Source organism: Morganella sp. HMSC11D09, assembly GCF_001807955.1.
In the GTDB taxonomy this organism is placed as follows: domain Bacteria; phylum Pseudomonadota; class Gammaproteobacteria; order Enterobacterales; family Enterobacteriaceae; genus Morganella; species Morganella morganii.
Map to the genome: position 1 here is coordinate 281,911 of NZ_KV791696.1, position 15,329 is coordinate 297,239.

Below are 15,329 nucleotides of genomic sequence, written 5' to 3' on the forward strand. Positions count from 1 at the left end.
TGACCGGGCTTTTTTATTCCTGCCGCTGATACGTTGTCAGTTATATTTCTTCAGCAATGCTTTCACCAGTGCCAGGGTTTCCGCATCCGCTTCCCCGTTCACCTTGTGAGAGCGGAAATGCATCTGGAACGCTTTAATCACATTGCGGGTTTTCCCGTCAGCCTTACCGGTCAGCGGAATCTCATAGCCGTATTTTTTCAGTGCCTGCTGTAATTCACCGACACTGATTTTATCCGACGGATGCCGGTTACCGAGAAAACGTTTCACATCAGAAGCATCCGGCCAGGCGCCGACCCCGCGTTTTGCCAGATATTCCCACGGGAACATCGGGCCCGGGTCCAGTTTGCGCTGCGGCGCGATATCACTGTGCCCCACCACATTCTGCGGGGCAATGTTATGCCGCGCTATCACATCCTGTGCCAGTTTTACAATCAGGTCTATCTGTGCAGTCTGATACGGCACCCAGCGCTGCCCGACAGACATTTTCACTGTGCCCGGATTGACAATTTCCACGCCGATCGAGCTTTTATTCAGGCTGCTTTCCCCGCGCCAGTGACTTTTCCCCGCATGCCAGGCTTCATTGCCCTCCGGCACCAACTGCAATACCACCGGTTTACCGTCACGTACCGCAGGGATTGTCGGCACCAGATACTGAACACTCACCCCGCCGGCAGTCAGCACACGCAGCGATGCCTCATCATTCAGTGCGGTATAATGGAAAACCAGATAATTATTCGGTTTGGATAGCCACGGCTCTTTGATACTTCGCTGATCAACAATATACTCACCGCGATCAATATACTGGCTCTGATTACTGCATCCTGTCAGTATCAGCGCACACACCAGACACACACTACGCCACATCTTTCTTTGTCCTGTACAATGTTATCCGGCACAATGCCGGTACAGCCCCTTTCCCGGAAATATCACGACCGCATTATTCACAACGGACATAATATCACGGCCGTGTATTATGACGACTTCACTGCGGCAGTGCTATGCTCTGAAAGCGAATCATCATGATGTTTTTCAGCTTTTTATTCACACGGAGAATAAAATGGATATTTACACCTACCCGAAGTCGCGCTCAATCCGCGCCACCTGGATGGCAGAAGAGCTGGGTCTTGATTATCAGTGTCACTTTACCGATGTGATGTCTGCTGAAAAGCAGGTCCCCGGGAAAAACCAGAAAGTCCCGGCACTGTCTGATAACGGTCTGGTTATTTTTGAATCCTCCGCTATCTGCATTTATCTGGCACAAACCTACGGCAATGGCCGCTTTTACCCGCAGGATCCGAAAAAACAGGCCATCGTAAATCAGTGGCTTGCCTATATTATTTCGGAGCTGGAAGGTCCGCTCTGGATCATACTGAGACACGCCGTGGTTCTGCCGGAAGCTATGCGGCAGCCGGGGGCAATTGAACCGGCAAAAGCGGATTTTCTGCGGGCAATTAAGGTGATTGAGCAGGAGATCAGCGGAAAAACATGGCTGTGCAATGATGATTTTTCTGTGGCAGATATCTTCTTATTTCATATCTCACGCTGGGCAATGATGCTGGGCTTTGTATTGTCAGAGGATTTGGTGCATTACACCGGCGAGCTGGAAAAGCGCCCGGCGCTGCAACGTGCCCGTCAGCGGGAACAACAGGCGGCTGAAAACGCACGATAAAAAATACCCGCCGCAGCGGGTATTCAATAAGTCAGTTATGACTGAGTGAGTTTTTCTCTTATGTCATACTGTTCTGACGCTGCTTTCAGCCCGGCAAGATCTGCCGAACAAATCAGCGGTTTCAGGGCATCAAACTTCGCCTGCGGCCAGTCATAAAGAGACAGCGCCAGCAATTCGCGGATGGTACTTTCATCAAACCGGCTGCGGATAAAGGCAGCCGGATTACCGCCAACGATAGCATAGGTTGGGACATCGCGGACAACCACACTGTTCGCTGCAATCACCGCGCCCTCCCCGATAGTCACACCGGGCATAATCATGGCCCGCATGCCTATCCAGGCACCATCACCAATCCGGGTATCCCCTTTACCGATATAAGCCTCATCAATCATCTCCGGAAACGGATAGAGGCTGAACCAGTCATGGCGGTGTGTATGATTGCCTCCCATCAGGATCACAGCTTCTGCCCCGATACAGACATAATCCCCGATATACAGCTCATCTACTTTCCAGCTGAGCTGCCAGTCGCGGCTGATTTCATCGCCCTGTAAATAGCGGACAACAGAAGCTTCAAAGCCATTATCCCAGCAATCGCTGTAATAACTGTGCGTACCTTTGATATGAATATTCGGGTTTGTAACGGTTTCATGCAGCCGTTCGCAAACGGACCAATGCTTTTGTTTCATGGTAAATCTCATTATTTAATGGATAGTTACCACAGAACGCTATTCTGTGGTGATGCACTCGCGTTCAAAGCACATCACGCCGGGTTATCCTCGCCCGTTTCAGCCGGGGATTGTCCATCACTCTCTCCCATACAGAAAAACACCCGCATTTGCGGGTGTCATCATCAGTTAACCTTTTGTTCGACCAGCGGTTCCGGTACTTCTTCCCAGATGCCGTCTTCGACCTGTTTACGGATTTCAGGATAAAGGTTGATATCAAACTGCGGTAATTTCCCCGTTTTGCGCTGTTGGTTATAATCTTTCGCCAGCTTAAATGCAACGCCGGATAACAACAGAATAGCAATCAGGTTAGTCACCGCCATCAGCCCCATCGAGAAATCAGCCATTTTCCAGACCAGCGGCATTTCTGACAGTGCCCCGAACATCACCATTCCCAGCGCAGCCAGACGCAGCACAAACAACCCTTTGGTGTGTTTATGCTCGAGGAACACCATATTGCTCTCCGCATAAGCGTAATTGGCAATAATGGAGGTAAAGGCGAAGAAGAAGATAGCCACGGCCACAAAGGTGGATCCCCAACTGCCGACAACCGAACTCAGCGCCAGCTGTGTGATCTCAATACCGTTGATATCGCCCGGCGGATTATCCAGTACACCTGAGGAGAGAATAATCATCGCGGTGGCGCTGCAGATAACCAGTGTGTCCATAAAGACTCCCAGCATCTGTACGTACCCCTGAGAAACCGGATGCGGCGGGAACGGTGCTGCAGAAGCGGCTGCATTCGGTGCGGAGCCCATACCGGCCTCATTCGAAAACAGACCGCGCTGCACGCCGTTAATCATGGCCTGCGCCACGCCGTAACCGACAGCACCGGAAACGGCTTCCTGTAAACCAAAGGCACTTTTGATAATCAGCATAAAGACATCCGGCAGACGCTCGGCGTAATGCCCCATCACCCAGAAAGCGAGGATAAGATACGCAACCGCCATCACCGGCACCACCAGCTCCGCCACACGGGCAATCGAGCGCAGACCGCCGAAAATAATCACGCCGCAGATAACCACCAGCAAGGCACCGACATAACCGGCATCCGCACCAAAGGCCATTTTGGACGCCTGGGCAATCGAGTTAGCCTGAACCGCGTTAAAGACCAGCCCGAACGCGATGATCAGGAAGACAGAAAACAACACGCCCATCCAGCGGGCTTTCAGTCCGCGTTCCATATAATACGCCGGTCCGCCGCGATAATTTCCCTGGTCGTCCCGTGTTTTATAAAGCTGTGCGAGTGTGCTTTCGATAAAGGATGTTGCCATCCCGATCAGGGCGACCACCCACATCCAGAAGATAGCACCGGGGCCACCTGCAGTCAGGGCGATAGCCACCCCGGTCAGGTTTCCGGTACCGACCCGCGCGGCCAGGCTTGTACAAAGCGCCTGGAACGGCGAGATGCCGGATTTATCCGATTTCTTACTGTGCTTTAGCACGCTGAACATGTGTCCGAAGTGACGGAATTGGATAAATCCGGTACGAAATGTGAAGTACAGTCCGATACCCAGTAATAAATAGATGAGCAGGTGGTTCCAGAGCAGTCCGTTTAATGTATTAATTATATCGGTCAAAGTTATACCTCTTATATTGCTGTGCTGATTTGCGGCGAATAAGCCCCTTAACGAATGACAGGTAGTATCCGTGTTGTCATATCTGACAGTGATTGTTTAAAAAAAAGACACCTCTTATTAAGAATCAGCCCGACTTTACCATAAGAAATATTTCCCTGTATATTTTTTTATTTCTTTTTTTTGTTCTATTTATCAGCGTTACTTTTTCGCATTAATACAGCGTTTAATCCGAACTATTAACTCAATGAAATCCATCAAAAACACACATAACGCCTTTGTTTTCATGATGTTATAATTTTTTTATTTTATATTCTTATTCATTAACTGATACTTTCAATTTAGCGCCCTATTCTGTTTTATTTTCTGATATTAAAACACATGATTAAATCAATATTAAAATAGCCCTCTTAATTAATCGTTATTTTTACAGAATTGGATAATTTAAAGTTCTCACAGAGAAAAACAGAAATGATAATAATAAAATTCAGATAAAAAATTAAACCGTGAAATAAAAACGTCGGTTATTACAAAATAATATACCTTTTTTCATTACCTGAAACATGCAGCAACACCGGGGATGCCCGTCAGCCTGCCGATCACTGCTTACCTCAGGCGGGCTCTGATTCCGGGCCAAACTTTGCTCTGTAACACACTCCTGTGAAAAAAAGCTTTCACCACAGACCCGTTTCCGCTAACATAGCGTTATATAATCTGTTATATACCGGATTGTATACATTGCTCTTAATATATTTTTGCCGGTCAGCTGACCGGCAATTTTTTTGTCTGCTATATCTGATTACGACGACTGAAAATGTGATCCGACCCGGCATTCAGCATAAAGACAGGAATAACCGTGTAGTAATTTTGTCATTAATCATTATTATCAGAACAGATAATCGTGCATTTCTTCGTTATTTTTCTTTATTTTTGCTCCCTTACGGGAGCATTTTCTTATCAGCCGGGCTGTAAAACACCGCTGCCGGCACGGAAAATCATAAAAATTCCGGTGCCGGCAGCAGATCCGCCATGATTTATCGCGCGGGGTGAGGTACACTACCCGCATCAGTTTAACTAATGTAACCGTTATGTCCTCTGCACAGATTTTACTGACTATCTACGCAACAGGTGGTCTTCTTTCATTCATTCTGACTTTTTTCCTGACAAAAGATCCGAACCCGTTTTTCCGCCTGCTCAGTTGCCTGCTGATAGCCCTCACCTGGCCGATGTCATTACCGGTGGTTATTTTATTCTCTCTGTTCTGACAGGTTTTAAACCCACAATATTCCCGCTGTCATCACCAGACAAAAAAGCATCAGCCGCCCCCATGTCAGAAAACTGCCATGCTGCTGCCATAATGCATTTATTTCAGGTACCCGTGTGTAGCCGCGCTGACAAATACGGCGGCGGATATGACGGGCAAGGAAAAGACGGAATAACAAAAGAGAACCGCAACCACAAAAAGGGAGGGATTATGCGGCTGAGTTCTCCTTTATTGAGAATAATGGCTGATAACAATCAGTCCAGTGCATTGATGGCTTTTTCATAGATGACATTCATAAAGTCATCATTCTGCTGTTCCCAATATATTTCCAGCATCACCTGAATGGCTTCTTTAGTAACCGGCTCGCCACTTTTGCATAAAAGGACAGCGGCTCTGCCGATTGCCTGGCAAATTTCACCATAAACATATGCGTCGCTAACTCGTTCTGAAATCATATTTGTGCCTATTTATTTTAATATAACTACTGCCTTTCCGTCTTTAATTAAGACATCAGGGCATTGCTGTTGACTGACACCCCGGTAAGAATTATCTAAAAATTCCCTGTGATTTATTATCGTCACATTACGTTTAATGTTCAAAGAAAAACATATTATTCCGGAGAACATTTTTTTGAAAACAGCGAAAATTAACTACTATCAAATAGTTATACTAATTTTGTGTTATCATTGCTACGAATTGTTACTTTTCGGTTGTTTATTGGTTAATACTATATCATGCGATATGTGCTTTTTCGCTATTAAAATACATAAATTTATAAATTTTTACCCGCATAAATAACGTCCTTTTTCCCGGTAAATAAATACATTAAATCACTTCGCCATACTCATTTATGGATTATTATAATCATATAAAATCTCAATACTCCCTCAACAGGCAGTGATTCACATTATTCCTTTACTGTTTGTGTGGAAATAAAGGCATTTACACAATACAGGGATATAAGTATTAACCGATATACACCACTCGCTTAATACGTATTTATAATACTTTAGTTAATCATTCTTTTATTAATAACAGTAATAAACAAGCCGTTCCATACTATTATTTTTATTTCCTTACTTAGATAATATAATAAAATATTTCATCGTAATTACGCCTAATCATAATTTGAATACACTTATTACCGGTCAAAAAAACAGGTTATTCTGAACAGCGGGTAAACACACCCGATCTGCCATATTTTTAAACAAATCTGCCGTAAACAAGACATCTTGTTTTACAATATATTAATATTTAACATTTACCCTGCAAAAATCAGTTTTTTATAGTTGTATTTCTGTACATTTCCCCTTATCATCCGCGCCTTTGAATAGTGTGTCTCTCCTTTATTTATCTGATTGAGGTTCTATGAGCTCTGACCGTATTGCGAATCCAGGCCCGCTGGGCTTACTGGGATTTGGTATGACGACTATCCTGCTGAATGTCCACAACGCCGGATTCTTCCCGATGGCTTCTGTTATTCTGAGCATGGGGATTTTCTACGGTGGTATTGCGCAGGTCATCGCGGGTATTTTTGAATTTAAGAAAGGAAATACGTTCGGTGCGACTGCCTTTACGTCGTATGGCTTTTTCTGGATAAGTCTGGTCGGCATACTGCTGATGCCGTCAATGGGATTCGGTGAAGCAACCAGTCATGAATTCCTGGCTGTCTATCTGGCACTGTGGGGTATTTTCTCGTTCTTTATGTTTATTGCCACACTGAAAGCAAACCTGACACTGCGCGCGGTTTTCTTTTTACTGGTGATTTTATTTGCCCTGCTCGTTATCGGTAATGCTACCGGTAATGCCGCATTACTGAAATTTGCCGGTTATGAAGGTATTTTATGTGGTGCGACTGCATTTTATCTGGCAATGGCTGAAGTTCTGAATGAACAGTATGGCCGGACAATTTTACCAATCGGTGAACGTCACGCCTGATGACACGATTTCTGTATAAAAAAACCCGTTCAGTGAACGGGTTTTTTTGTCTGCAAAACGGGGATCAGAAACTCAGACCCGCGCCCAGATAAGCGCCATCCGCAATACGGTTTTCATGACCGCTGTTGGATTCAACTTCAATCTTACGGTAACCGGCTTTGACATTCAGCGGGGCAAATACTGTCCAGTTTGCACCGACATCCGCTTCTTTATAAGAGTCGTTACCGGAAGTCAGGCCTGACGGCGCACCGTAAAACTCACCGTAAACACGTACTGACGGCAGAATGCTCCATGCCACACCGACACCCGGAGCCACGGCCATACCTTTCTTACCCACTTCAGGGTCGATGTAAACCGCTTTACCGCCGACACTCGCGGAAACCGGGCCCAGCGGGAAAGCAAATTTGGCACGCGCGCCGCCTAACTGCCCCTGGTGATCACTGCGCGCCCAGTTACCGTCAAATGACAGACCGGAGTACGGGTCACCTAAGCCCACATTGATATCAGTAAATTTCTTACCGGCTTCAACATCCATAGAGATTGCGTTTGCAGCACCTGCCGCAAGCATCAGTGTTGCAGCCACAGCTGCTTTATATTTTTTCATTTTTGCCACCACATAAATTCAGACAGGGTTTCGGGCATTTTCCCCGAAACTGTCACCGTTTGAAAGTTAATATTCTGATTTTTATGTAAAGTTATCTATATCCGCCATCAATAGGTCACACCAATCCATCAAATCGACACATTCTTTTTATGACAGTGCTATATTTTATACCAAGTTATAAATACAGATAAAAACAACAATGCTCAGTGCAATTTATGACTTACCATGCTGATTTTGCACATCGCGCCAATTTCTGCAATCAGTGTCTTTTTTCCTTTACCGACTGGAGATATGTGATGAAAAAGAAAGGATTAACAACGGCTGCGGGCGCACCCGTCGTTGATAACAACAATGTCATGACTGCCGGAAAACGCGGCCCGATGCTGTTACAGGATGTGTGGTTTCTGGAAAAACTGGCGCATTTTGACCGCGAAGTGATCCCTGAGCGCCGTATGCACGCCAAAGGCTCCGGTGCGTTCGGTACATTTACAGTAACCCATGATATTACCCGTTTTACCCGCGCAAAAATTTTCTCTCAGGTCGGTAAAAAAACCGATATGTTTGCCCGCTTCTCCACCGTGGCCGGTGAGCGCGGCGCGGCAGATGCAGAGCGCGACATCCGCGGCTTTGCCCTGAAATTTTATACCGAGGAAGGTAACTGGGATATGGTCGGTAACAACACGCCGGTGTTCTACCTGCGTGACCCGCTGAAATTCCCGGATCTGAACCACGTGGTGAAACGTGACCCGCGCACCAACCTGCGCAATATGGCTTATAAGTGGGATTTCTTCTCTCATCTGCCTGAATCCCTCCACCAGCTGACCATCGATGTCAGTGACCGTGGTCTGCCGCAGAGCTTCCGCCATATGCACGGCTTCGGCAGTCATACTTACAGCTTTATCAACGGTAATAACGAGCGTTTCTGGGTGAAATTCCATTTCCGCTGCCAGCAGGGTATTGCCAACCTGATGGATGATGAAGCAGAACAGTTAATCGGGAAAGATCGTGAAAGCTCACAGCGTGATCTGTTCAATGCGATCGAGAAAGGCGATTATCCGCGCTGGAACCTGCAAATTCAGGTGATGCCGGAAACTGATGCGGCAAAAGTACCGTATAACCCGTTTGACCTGACCAAAGTATGGCCGCATGCGGATTATCCGCTGATGGATGTCGGTTATTTCGAGCTGAACCGTAACCCTGAAAACTATTTCTCCGATGTGGAACAGGCGGCATTCAGCCCGGCCAACGTGGTTCCCGGCATTGGTTTCTCACCGGATAAAATGTTGCAGGGCCGTCTGTTCTCCTACGGCGATGCTCACCGCTACCGTTTAGGGGTCAATCACCATCAGATCCCGGTCAATAAACCACGCTGCCCGTTCCACAACTATCACCGTGACGGTGCAATGCGTATCGACGGTAACAGCGGTAATGCGGAAACGTATGAGCCGAACAGTGCCGGTCTCTTTCAGGAGCAGCCGGATTTCAGCGAGCCGCCACTGTCTGTGGACGGTGCCGCCGACCACTGGAACCACCGCGAAGATACCGATTATTTCAGCCAGCCTCGTGCGCTGTATGAATTACTCAGCGACGCCGAGCATCAGCGTATGTTTGCCCGTATCGCCGGTGAACTGGTGCAGGCAGCCGAAGAAACACAAGCCCGCCAGATAGCACTGTTTAAACAGGTACATCCGGAGTACGGTGCCGGTGTGGAAGCCGCGATCGCAAAACTGAAAAAATAATCGTGTGATAACATGACAAAACCGCTGCGTTCACTGACCGCAGCGGTTTTTTTATATGAACTCAGTTGGTATGAAAACGATCCTGCGCCATCTGAATCAGCGGTGCGCGGGCGCGTTTGATACCACCGGCCGCATCCGCTTCCGGTAATGCATAGCAGGCCGCCGGGCGCATAAATGCAGGCAGTTCCGCCAGGCACCAGTCACTGAAATGCTGACGCTGTTCGTCTGTCCAGTCATCATAATCACGGATCAGATACACCGGTACAGCACCAAACTCCTCGCTGCTGACCGGTACCACCAGACACTCCGTGATCAGCGGATAGTACATAAGCTGCTTTTCTGTCACTTCCGGCTGCACATTCTCACCACCGCAGCAGAAAAGATTATCCAGCCGGCCGTCGATCACCAGCTCACCGTCCTGCATATGGCCTTTGTCGCGGGTCGGATACCAGCCGTCATGGGACGGCAGTGTATGCAGTGCACCATTCAGCCAGACACCGGCGGCAAAACTGTCACCTTTAACCAGGATTTGCTGTTGTTCATCCAGGCGGATATCTTTGCCGTGCAGCGGATGTCCGACACCCGGTTTGCCGTCCGCCCGTTTGGCACAGACAGTTGAGGCAAATTCGGTCATACCGTAGCCGCACCAGCAGCGGATCCCGCGGGCTTCCGCTGCTTCCGTCAGCGCAACAGGGATAGCCGCACCACCGAGCAGAACATCCCGCAGCGGCGGCAGTGTGTCCGGTGACTGCAGCAGACGCCAGAGCTGTGTTGGTACCAGAGAAGCATGAGTACATCCGCGCAGCGATTCCGCCAGCGTTTCCCCCTCCGCCCTGAGAACCATTTCCCCGCCCTGCAGCAGCCAGCGCCAGAGAATCCCCTGTCCGGAAACATGACACAGCGGCAGTGATAACAGCCAGCTGTCATCTGCCTGATAGTCCAGCAGTGAAACCACGCCCTGCGCCGCAGCCAGATGTGCGACCGGACGGTGGGCAATGGCTTTCGGTAACCCGGTGGATCCGGAGGTCAGTATCAGCGTTGCCAGCCGTTTCGGATGCGGGATCACGTCCGGCGGAGCCATGCCGGTCACAGACGGATCCAGTGTTTTCAGCGGCAGCGCGATTGTACCGTCGCTCCGGTCACACACATAATCCGCATCGAGAGACGCGACCAGTTCTGTCTGTAACCCGCGCGGTAATGCGGGATTGAGTATCAGAATCACTGCCCCGCAGCGCAGCAGCGCCAGAAAATCGATTACCAGCTCTGTGCTGTTTTTGCCGCGCAGCACCACGCAGTTACTTTCCCGCAATCCCTGCTGATAAAACCCGGCGGCGCGGGCATCCGCGAGAGCTGCCAGTTCTGTCCATGTCAGCGATGAGTCCGCACAGCGCAGCGCAGTTTTATCCGGTGTCTGCTGAGCATGCGCAACCCACGGCCATTGTGCTGCCGTCATTACCATTGTCCTGTCTGAGTTAATTGATCTGCGGTTATCAGTGTCAGTGTACTGCCCGGCCACGGACGCACCAGCTGTGACTGCATCAGGGAGAGCGTATCCAGCCCCGGCAGGGTATCCGGCGTCAGCCATCCGGCAAGACGGGCCAGTTGTGTCAGGCCGAAACTGCTCTCCACCGAGGAGCTGATCACCGCCTGCAACCCTTCGCGGTGCGCCGCTGTGATCAGTTCACGGCAGCGGGCGATACTGCCCGTCAGCGTGGGTTTGATCACAATCGCTGCCACGCCGGGCTGTGCTGTTACCGTAAAGCCCGGTTCACGGACAGATTCATCCCAGGCGATAGCAATACCGGTATCCTGCGCATAACACAGGGATTCTTCCGGCGTTTTGCACGGCTCTTCGAGAAAATCAATCCGGGTGCGGTGCTCCGGTGCCACATATTTCGCGAAACCATCCGCTTTGGTACGGGTCCAGCTGCGGTTGGCATCCAGGCGCAGACGCAGATCCGGCACCGCCTCCAGCAGTAAATTGACCACCATACCGTCACGAACCGCCTCATACAGCCCGACTTTCACTTTGGCGATTTTCTCACCTTCCATGGCATCGAGCGCAAGGATCAGGTCATCCGGGTCACCGGTACAGAGCGGCGCTTTGCGGGTATTGAGAGTCTGCGGCAGCGTATCATCCAGCTCGGCGAGTGCGCAGCTCAGCCCGAATGCGACTGACGGCAGCGGGCTTTCCGCCGGATTGATGCCCTGACACCAGGCCGTAATCCACGCTTCCGCCGCCTGTTGAGCTTGTGCAAGCGTTTCATGGCTGAATTCCGGCAGCGGGGAAATTTCCCCCCATCCTTCGCGGTCATCTTCCTGCAGACAGACCAGCAGTCCGTCACGGGTTTTCAGGCGCTGATTACGCAGGATAACGCCTGCCTCCATCGGCAGGCTGAAACTGTACAGTGTGGCGTGGCGCATTACGGGTTACGTTTGAATTTAGAGAAATCCGGTGAGCGTTTTTCGTTGAATGCATTACGCCCTTCCTGACCTTCTTCGGTCATGTAGAACAGCATGGTGGCATTACCCGCCAGCTCCTGCAGACCGGACTGGCCGTCACAATCCGCATTGAGTGCCGCTTTCAGGCAGCGCAGCGCCATCGGACTGTTTTCCAGCATCTCACGGCACCAGCGCACGGTTTCTTTTTCCAGATCCGCGTAAGGCACCACGGTGTTGACCAGTCCCATATCCAGTGCTTCCTGTGCATTGTACTGACGGCACAGGAACCAGATTTCACGGGCTTTCTTCTGGCCGACAATCCGCGCCATATAAGAAGCACCCCAGCCGCCGTCAAATGAACCGACTTTCGGCCCGGTCTGGCCGAATACCGCATTATCCGCCGCAATGGTCAGGTCACAAATCATGTGCAGCACATGGCCGCCGCCGATAGCATACCCCGCCACCATCGCCACCACCGGCTTCGGACAGGTACGGATATCACGCTGTAAATCGAGCACATTCAGATGATGTGTGCCGCTGTCATCACGGTAGCCGCCGTAGTCACCGCGGATTTTCTGGTCACCGCCCGCACAGAAGGCTTTTTCGCCCTGTCCGGTAAAAATAATGGTACCGATGCCGTCATCATAACGGGCATTCGCCAGCGCACTGATCATCTCTTTCACTGTTAACGGACGGAACGCGTTGCGCACCTGCGGACGGTTAATGGTGATTTTGGCGATACCGTCTTTTGATTTATGAAACAGAATATCCTGATAATCGCCGGTGCAGTCGACCCATTCAACCGGGGCAGAGAGCTTTTCTTCGCTCGGATACATCATAGCGGTGAGTTCCTTAAACAGAATGTAATGATAAAAATGTCCGGACTGTCTCCGCAAACGCAGCGGGATTTGCCTGATGGGTGTTATGCCCGGCATATTGGATAGTCCGTAACGGAAAATGGTGTGCCTCTGCAATGGCGCGGAATTTGCTGTCCCGCTCACCGCAGAGATAGAGCAGCGGCAGATTCAGGGCATGCAGTTTCTCCGCCAGCTGCGGCTGATGCCCGAGCGAGGTGTCCGACAGCATATCCGCGATCGCAAAAGCATTATGATGCAGATGCTGCTCTACCCGCTGCTGTCGCTGAACCTCATTGAGATCAGCAAAAACGCCCTGACGATACCAGTCATACAGCACCGATGCCAGCGGACGTTCACGTAACTGTTGTGCCCAGCGGTTATCATGCAGCAGCCGGGCATTGCGCTCATCGAGTGTGGCAAGCCCGGGATTCCCGGCTTCAATAATCAGACCGCGCAACCCTGCCCGGTCGCCGTATGCAGCGTGATACATCGCCAGCCGCCCGCCGAGAGAGTAGCCAATCAGCCAGTAATCGTCTGCCTGATGTGCGGCCAGGGTATCAGCAATCAGCTGACTGACATGCGGAAAATTTTTTGCGCGGACGGATTGTGAGCCGCCGTGACCCGGCAAATCAATCAGTAATGAGGGATAATTTCCGGCTTCTGCTGCTGCCGTCAGCCACTCTTCTTTATTTCCCCACAGACCGTGCAGCCAGACCAGCCACGGACCGGGCCTGTCCGCATAACAGCGCTGTGCGGCCAGAACCGTCATTGTGCTGCCTCACGGACCATCTGCTGAAGGTATTTTGCGCCCTCATCGCCGTTTGTCACCACCTCAATCACGGTAGCAGAGTGCTGTGACCAGGCTTTGCTGACGGCGGCTTTCAGTGACGGCCAGTCCTGCGGGGCACTGTAGCTGAGGCCGAACATCTGCGCGGCACCGGCAAAACTGACCGACTGCGGCATACAGTAAAAGCGCTGACGCTCCTGTTCCGGTGTCGGCAGCATGGAAAAGATTTGTCCGCCATTGTTGTTGACGATCAGCAGAACAAACGGCCCGGAGGTATAACGCAGCAGTGCCAGGCTGTTGAGATCATACAGCGCGGAGATATCCCCGACGACAGCAAGTGCCGGTTTGGCACTGCCGCGCTGAACACCGGCCGCCGTGGAAATCAGGCCGTCGATACCGCTCGCGCCCCGGTTGCTGTACACAGGATAACCGCACGGCAGTTGAGCAAACGCATCAATCAGCCGGACAATCAGGCTGTTACCGGCAAATAAAATGCCCTGCGGCGGCAGCAGTTCCGGCAGGCGGCAGGCAATCTGCGCTTCGCCCCAGCCATCGCCCAGGGTTTCTGTAACATGCGTGTTCAGTGCCCGCGTCCATTCCGCCAGTTGCGGAGCCCACGGTGTGCGGGTTTGTGCCGGATGGTCATCCAGCCATTCGCTGACACTGCATTCAAATTTGCGGCCCCGGTGATTTGCCGGATCCAGCCGTCCCGGGATGGTATCCACAATCCAGTATTCCGGCGGCATGCAGGCAGCCTGCCACTGTAAAAGCCGTTTACCGGTCAGGCTTGAGCCGAACTGGATCACCACATCCGCCTGAGCCAGTACTTCGCGGTAACGCGGGGATGCCAGCCAGAGATCCGCATGCGGCAGCAGTTGCCCGGTCTGGGAAAGCACATCACTGATCAGCGGCCAGCCGAGACATTCAGCCCACTGACGCAACTGTTTACCTTCGGCGGCCTGCATACGTCCGGCAATAATCACACCTTTTTTCTGCCGCCAGAAGAACCAGTCATCCACGCTGATCACCGATGTACAACGGGTCTGCTGCAACCAGGGTTTATCACTCTGCCACCAGTTGCCGAGTTGTGCCTGCCATTCTTTGCCGGTCTGTCCGTCATCGTCATACAGCGGTTCGGCAAACGGACAGTTAATATGCGCTGCGCCGTGCTGCAGGCGGTTCATGATGTCATCGAGGGAAGAGACCAGCCAGGACGCCGGGATATCAAAAACCGGACGCGGCAATGCCAGTGCGGCAAACGGATGAGAAGAAAAAATACCGGGCTGGCGGATAGCCTGGTTTGCACCGCAGTCAATCAGTTCCGGCGGGCGGTCGGCGGTCAGAAAAACGAGGCGTTCGCCGGTCAGCCCGGCCTCAATCAGTGCCGGATAAAGATTTGCCACCGCCGTACCGGAGGTGACAATCACCGCCACCGGCAGCCGGGTGCTTTTCGCCAGTCCCAGCGCCAGATGCGCGAGTCCGCGCTCATCAAAATGGGTGTGACAGATAAATTTGTCATCGGCGGCAGCAGCCAGTGTCAGCGGTGTTGACCGGGATCCCGGGGCGATACAGATATGACGCAGCCCGTGACGGCTCAGCGCCTCCAAAATCACTTCCGCCCAGCGGCGGTTCAATGCACTGTTTGACATAGCTCACCTTTCCTGACCTGTAGTTCTCCGTAGTCTACGGATTGACTCAGGAAATACCTTAATGTAGTTCAATAAACC

Annotated in this window: 15 protein-coding genes; 4 read left to right on the forward strand and 11 right to left on the reverse strand. The window is 51.0% G+C overall.

Going from position 1 to position 15,329, the window contains the following annotated elements:
- Nucleotides 1-36 precede the first annotated feature (36 nt).
- Nucleotides 37-864, reverse strand: coding sequence for an N-acetylmuramoyl-L-alanine amidase (locus HMPREF3119_RS12925; RefSeq protein WP_004235209.1), 828 nt, complete (start codon nt 862-864; stop codon nt 37-39).
- A 193-nt stretch (nt 865-1,057) separates the two neighbouring features.
- Between HMPREF3119_RS12925 and HMPREF3119_RS12930 the strand changes: the two genes are divergently transcribed.
- Nucleotides 1,058-1,669, forward strand: coding sequence for a glutathione S-transferase family protein (locus tag HMPREF3119_RS12930; protein WP_004239895.1), 612 nt, complete (start codon nt 1,058-1,060; stop codon nt 1,667-1,669).
- A gap of 35 nt (nt 1,670-1,704) precedes the next feature.
- Here the strand turns inward: HMPREF3119_RS12930 and HMPREF3119_RS12935 are convergent, their stop codons facing one another.
- Nucleotides 1,705-2,355, reverse strand: a complete 651-nt coding sequence (locus HMPREF3119_RS12935; protein ID WP_070579952.1) for a CatB-related O-acetyltransferase — start codon at nt 2,353-2,355, stop codon at nt 1,705-1,707.
- A gap of 164 nt (nt 2,356-2,519) precedes the next feature.
- Complete coding sequence (locus HMPREF3119_RS12940; protein WP_004235201.1) at nt 2,520-3,974, reverse strand: alanine/glycine:cation symporter family protein; 1,455 nt, start codon at nt 3,972-3,974, stop codon at nt 2,520-2,522.
- 1,085 nt (nt 3,975-5,059) lie between these two features.
- Between HMPREF3119_RS12940 and HMPREF3119_RS12945 the strand changes: the two genes are divergently transcribed.
- Entirely contained in the window at nt 5,060-5,236 is a 177-nt protein-coding gene (locus HMPREF3119_RS12945) for a GhoT/OrtT family toxin (RefSeq protein WP_004235197.1), read from the forward strand.
- A 6-nt stretch (nt 5,237-5,242) separates the two neighbouring features.
- Here HMPREF3119_RS12945 and HMPREF3119_RS19420 read toward each other — a convergent pair whose 3' ends face one another.
- Nucleotides 5,243-5,413, reverse strand: a complete 171-nt coding sequence (locus HMPREF3119_RS19420; RefSeq protein ID WP_155275476.1) for a hypothetical protein — start codon at nt 5,411-5,413, stop codon at nt 5,243-5,245.
- Nucleotides 5,414-5,489: 76 nt separating this feature from the next.
- The gene (locus HMPREF3119_RS12950) at nt 5,490-5,690 is read right to left on the reverse strand and encodes a hypothetical protein (protein ID WP_004235196.1); all 201 of its coding nucleotides are present in this window, start codon (nt 5,688-5,690) and stop codon (nt 5,490-5,492) included.
- A gap of 913 nt (nt 5,691-6,603) precedes the next feature.
- Between HMPREF3119_RS12950 and satP the strand changes: the two genes are divergently transcribed.
- Nucleotides 6,604-7,173, forward strand: coding sequence for an acetate uptake transporter (gene satP / locus HMPREF3119_RS12955; RefSeq protein ID WP_004235192.1), 570 nt, complete (start codon nt 6,604-6,606; stop codon nt 7,171-7,173).
- Between the two features lie 64 nt (nt 7,174-7,237).
- Here satP and HMPREF3119_RS12960 read toward each other — a convergent pair whose 3' ends face one another.
- Nucleotides 7,238-7,777, reverse strand: coding sequence for a YfaZ family outer membrane protein (locus tag HMPREF3119_RS12960; protein WP_004235190.1), 540 nt, complete (start codon nt 7,775-7,777; stop codon nt 7,238-7,240).
- Nucleotides 7,778-8,073: 296 nt separating this feature from the next.
- On the opposite strand from HMPREF3119_RS12960, the gene HMPREF3119_RS12965 reads away from it, so the two are divergent.
- Entirely contained in the window at nt 8,074-9,516 is a 1,443-nt protein-coding gene (locus HMPREF3119_RS12965) for a catalase (protein WP_015422776.1), read from the forward strand.
- 61 nt (nt 9,517-9,577) lie between these two features.
- Here HMPREF3119_RS12965 and menE read toward each other — a convergent pair whose 3' ends face one another.
- The 5 genes from menE to menD are packed head-to-tail and all read right to left on the reverse strand — an operon-like array spanning nt 9,578 to nt 15,251.
- Nucleotides 9,578-10,969: an o-succinylbenzoate--CoA ligase gene (gene menE, locus HMPREF3119_RS12970; RefSeq protein WP_070579955.1), complete on the reverse strand. Its 1,392-nt coding sequence runs from the start codon at nt 10,967-10,969 to the stop codon at nt 9,578-9,580.
- Nucleotides 10,969-11,940 (reverse strand): o-succinylbenzoate synthase, encoded by a 972-nt coding sequence (gene menC, locus HMPREF3119_RS12975; protein ID WP_070579958.1) that lies wholly within the window; start codon nt 11,938-11,940, stop codon nt 10,969-10,971. The genes menE and menC overlap by 1 nt, the downstream gene beginning before the upstream one ends.
- Nucleotides 11,940-12,797 (reverse strand): 1,4-dihydroxy-2-naphthoyl-CoA synthase, encoded by an 858-nt coding sequence (gene menB, locus HMPREF3119_RS12980; protein WP_004235182.1) that lies wholly within the window; start codon nt 12,795-12,797, stop codon nt 11,940-11,942. The genes menC and menB overlap by 1 nt, the downstream gene beginning before the upstream one ends.
- A 13-nt stretch (nt 12,798-12,810) precedes the next feature.
- On the reverse strand, nt 12,811-13,584 hold the full coding sequence (gene menH / locus HMPREF3119_RS12985) for a 2-succinyl-6-hydroxy-2,4-cyclohexadiene-1-carboxylate synthase (protein WP_004239877.1): 774 nt from the start codon (nt 13,582-13,584) through the stop codon (nt 12,811-12,813).
- Nucleotides 13,581-15,251: a 2-succinyl-5-enolpyruvyl-6-hydroxy-3-cyclohexene-1-carboxylic-acid synthase gene (menD, locus tag HMPREF3119_RS12990; RefSeq protein WP_070579960.1), complete on the reverse strand. Its 1,671-nt coding sequence runs from the start codon at nt 15,249-15,251 to the stop codon at nt 13,581-13,583. The genes menH and menD overlap by 4 nt, the downstream gene beginning before the upstream one ends.
- Nucleotides 15,252-15,329 lie beyond the last annotated feature (78 nt).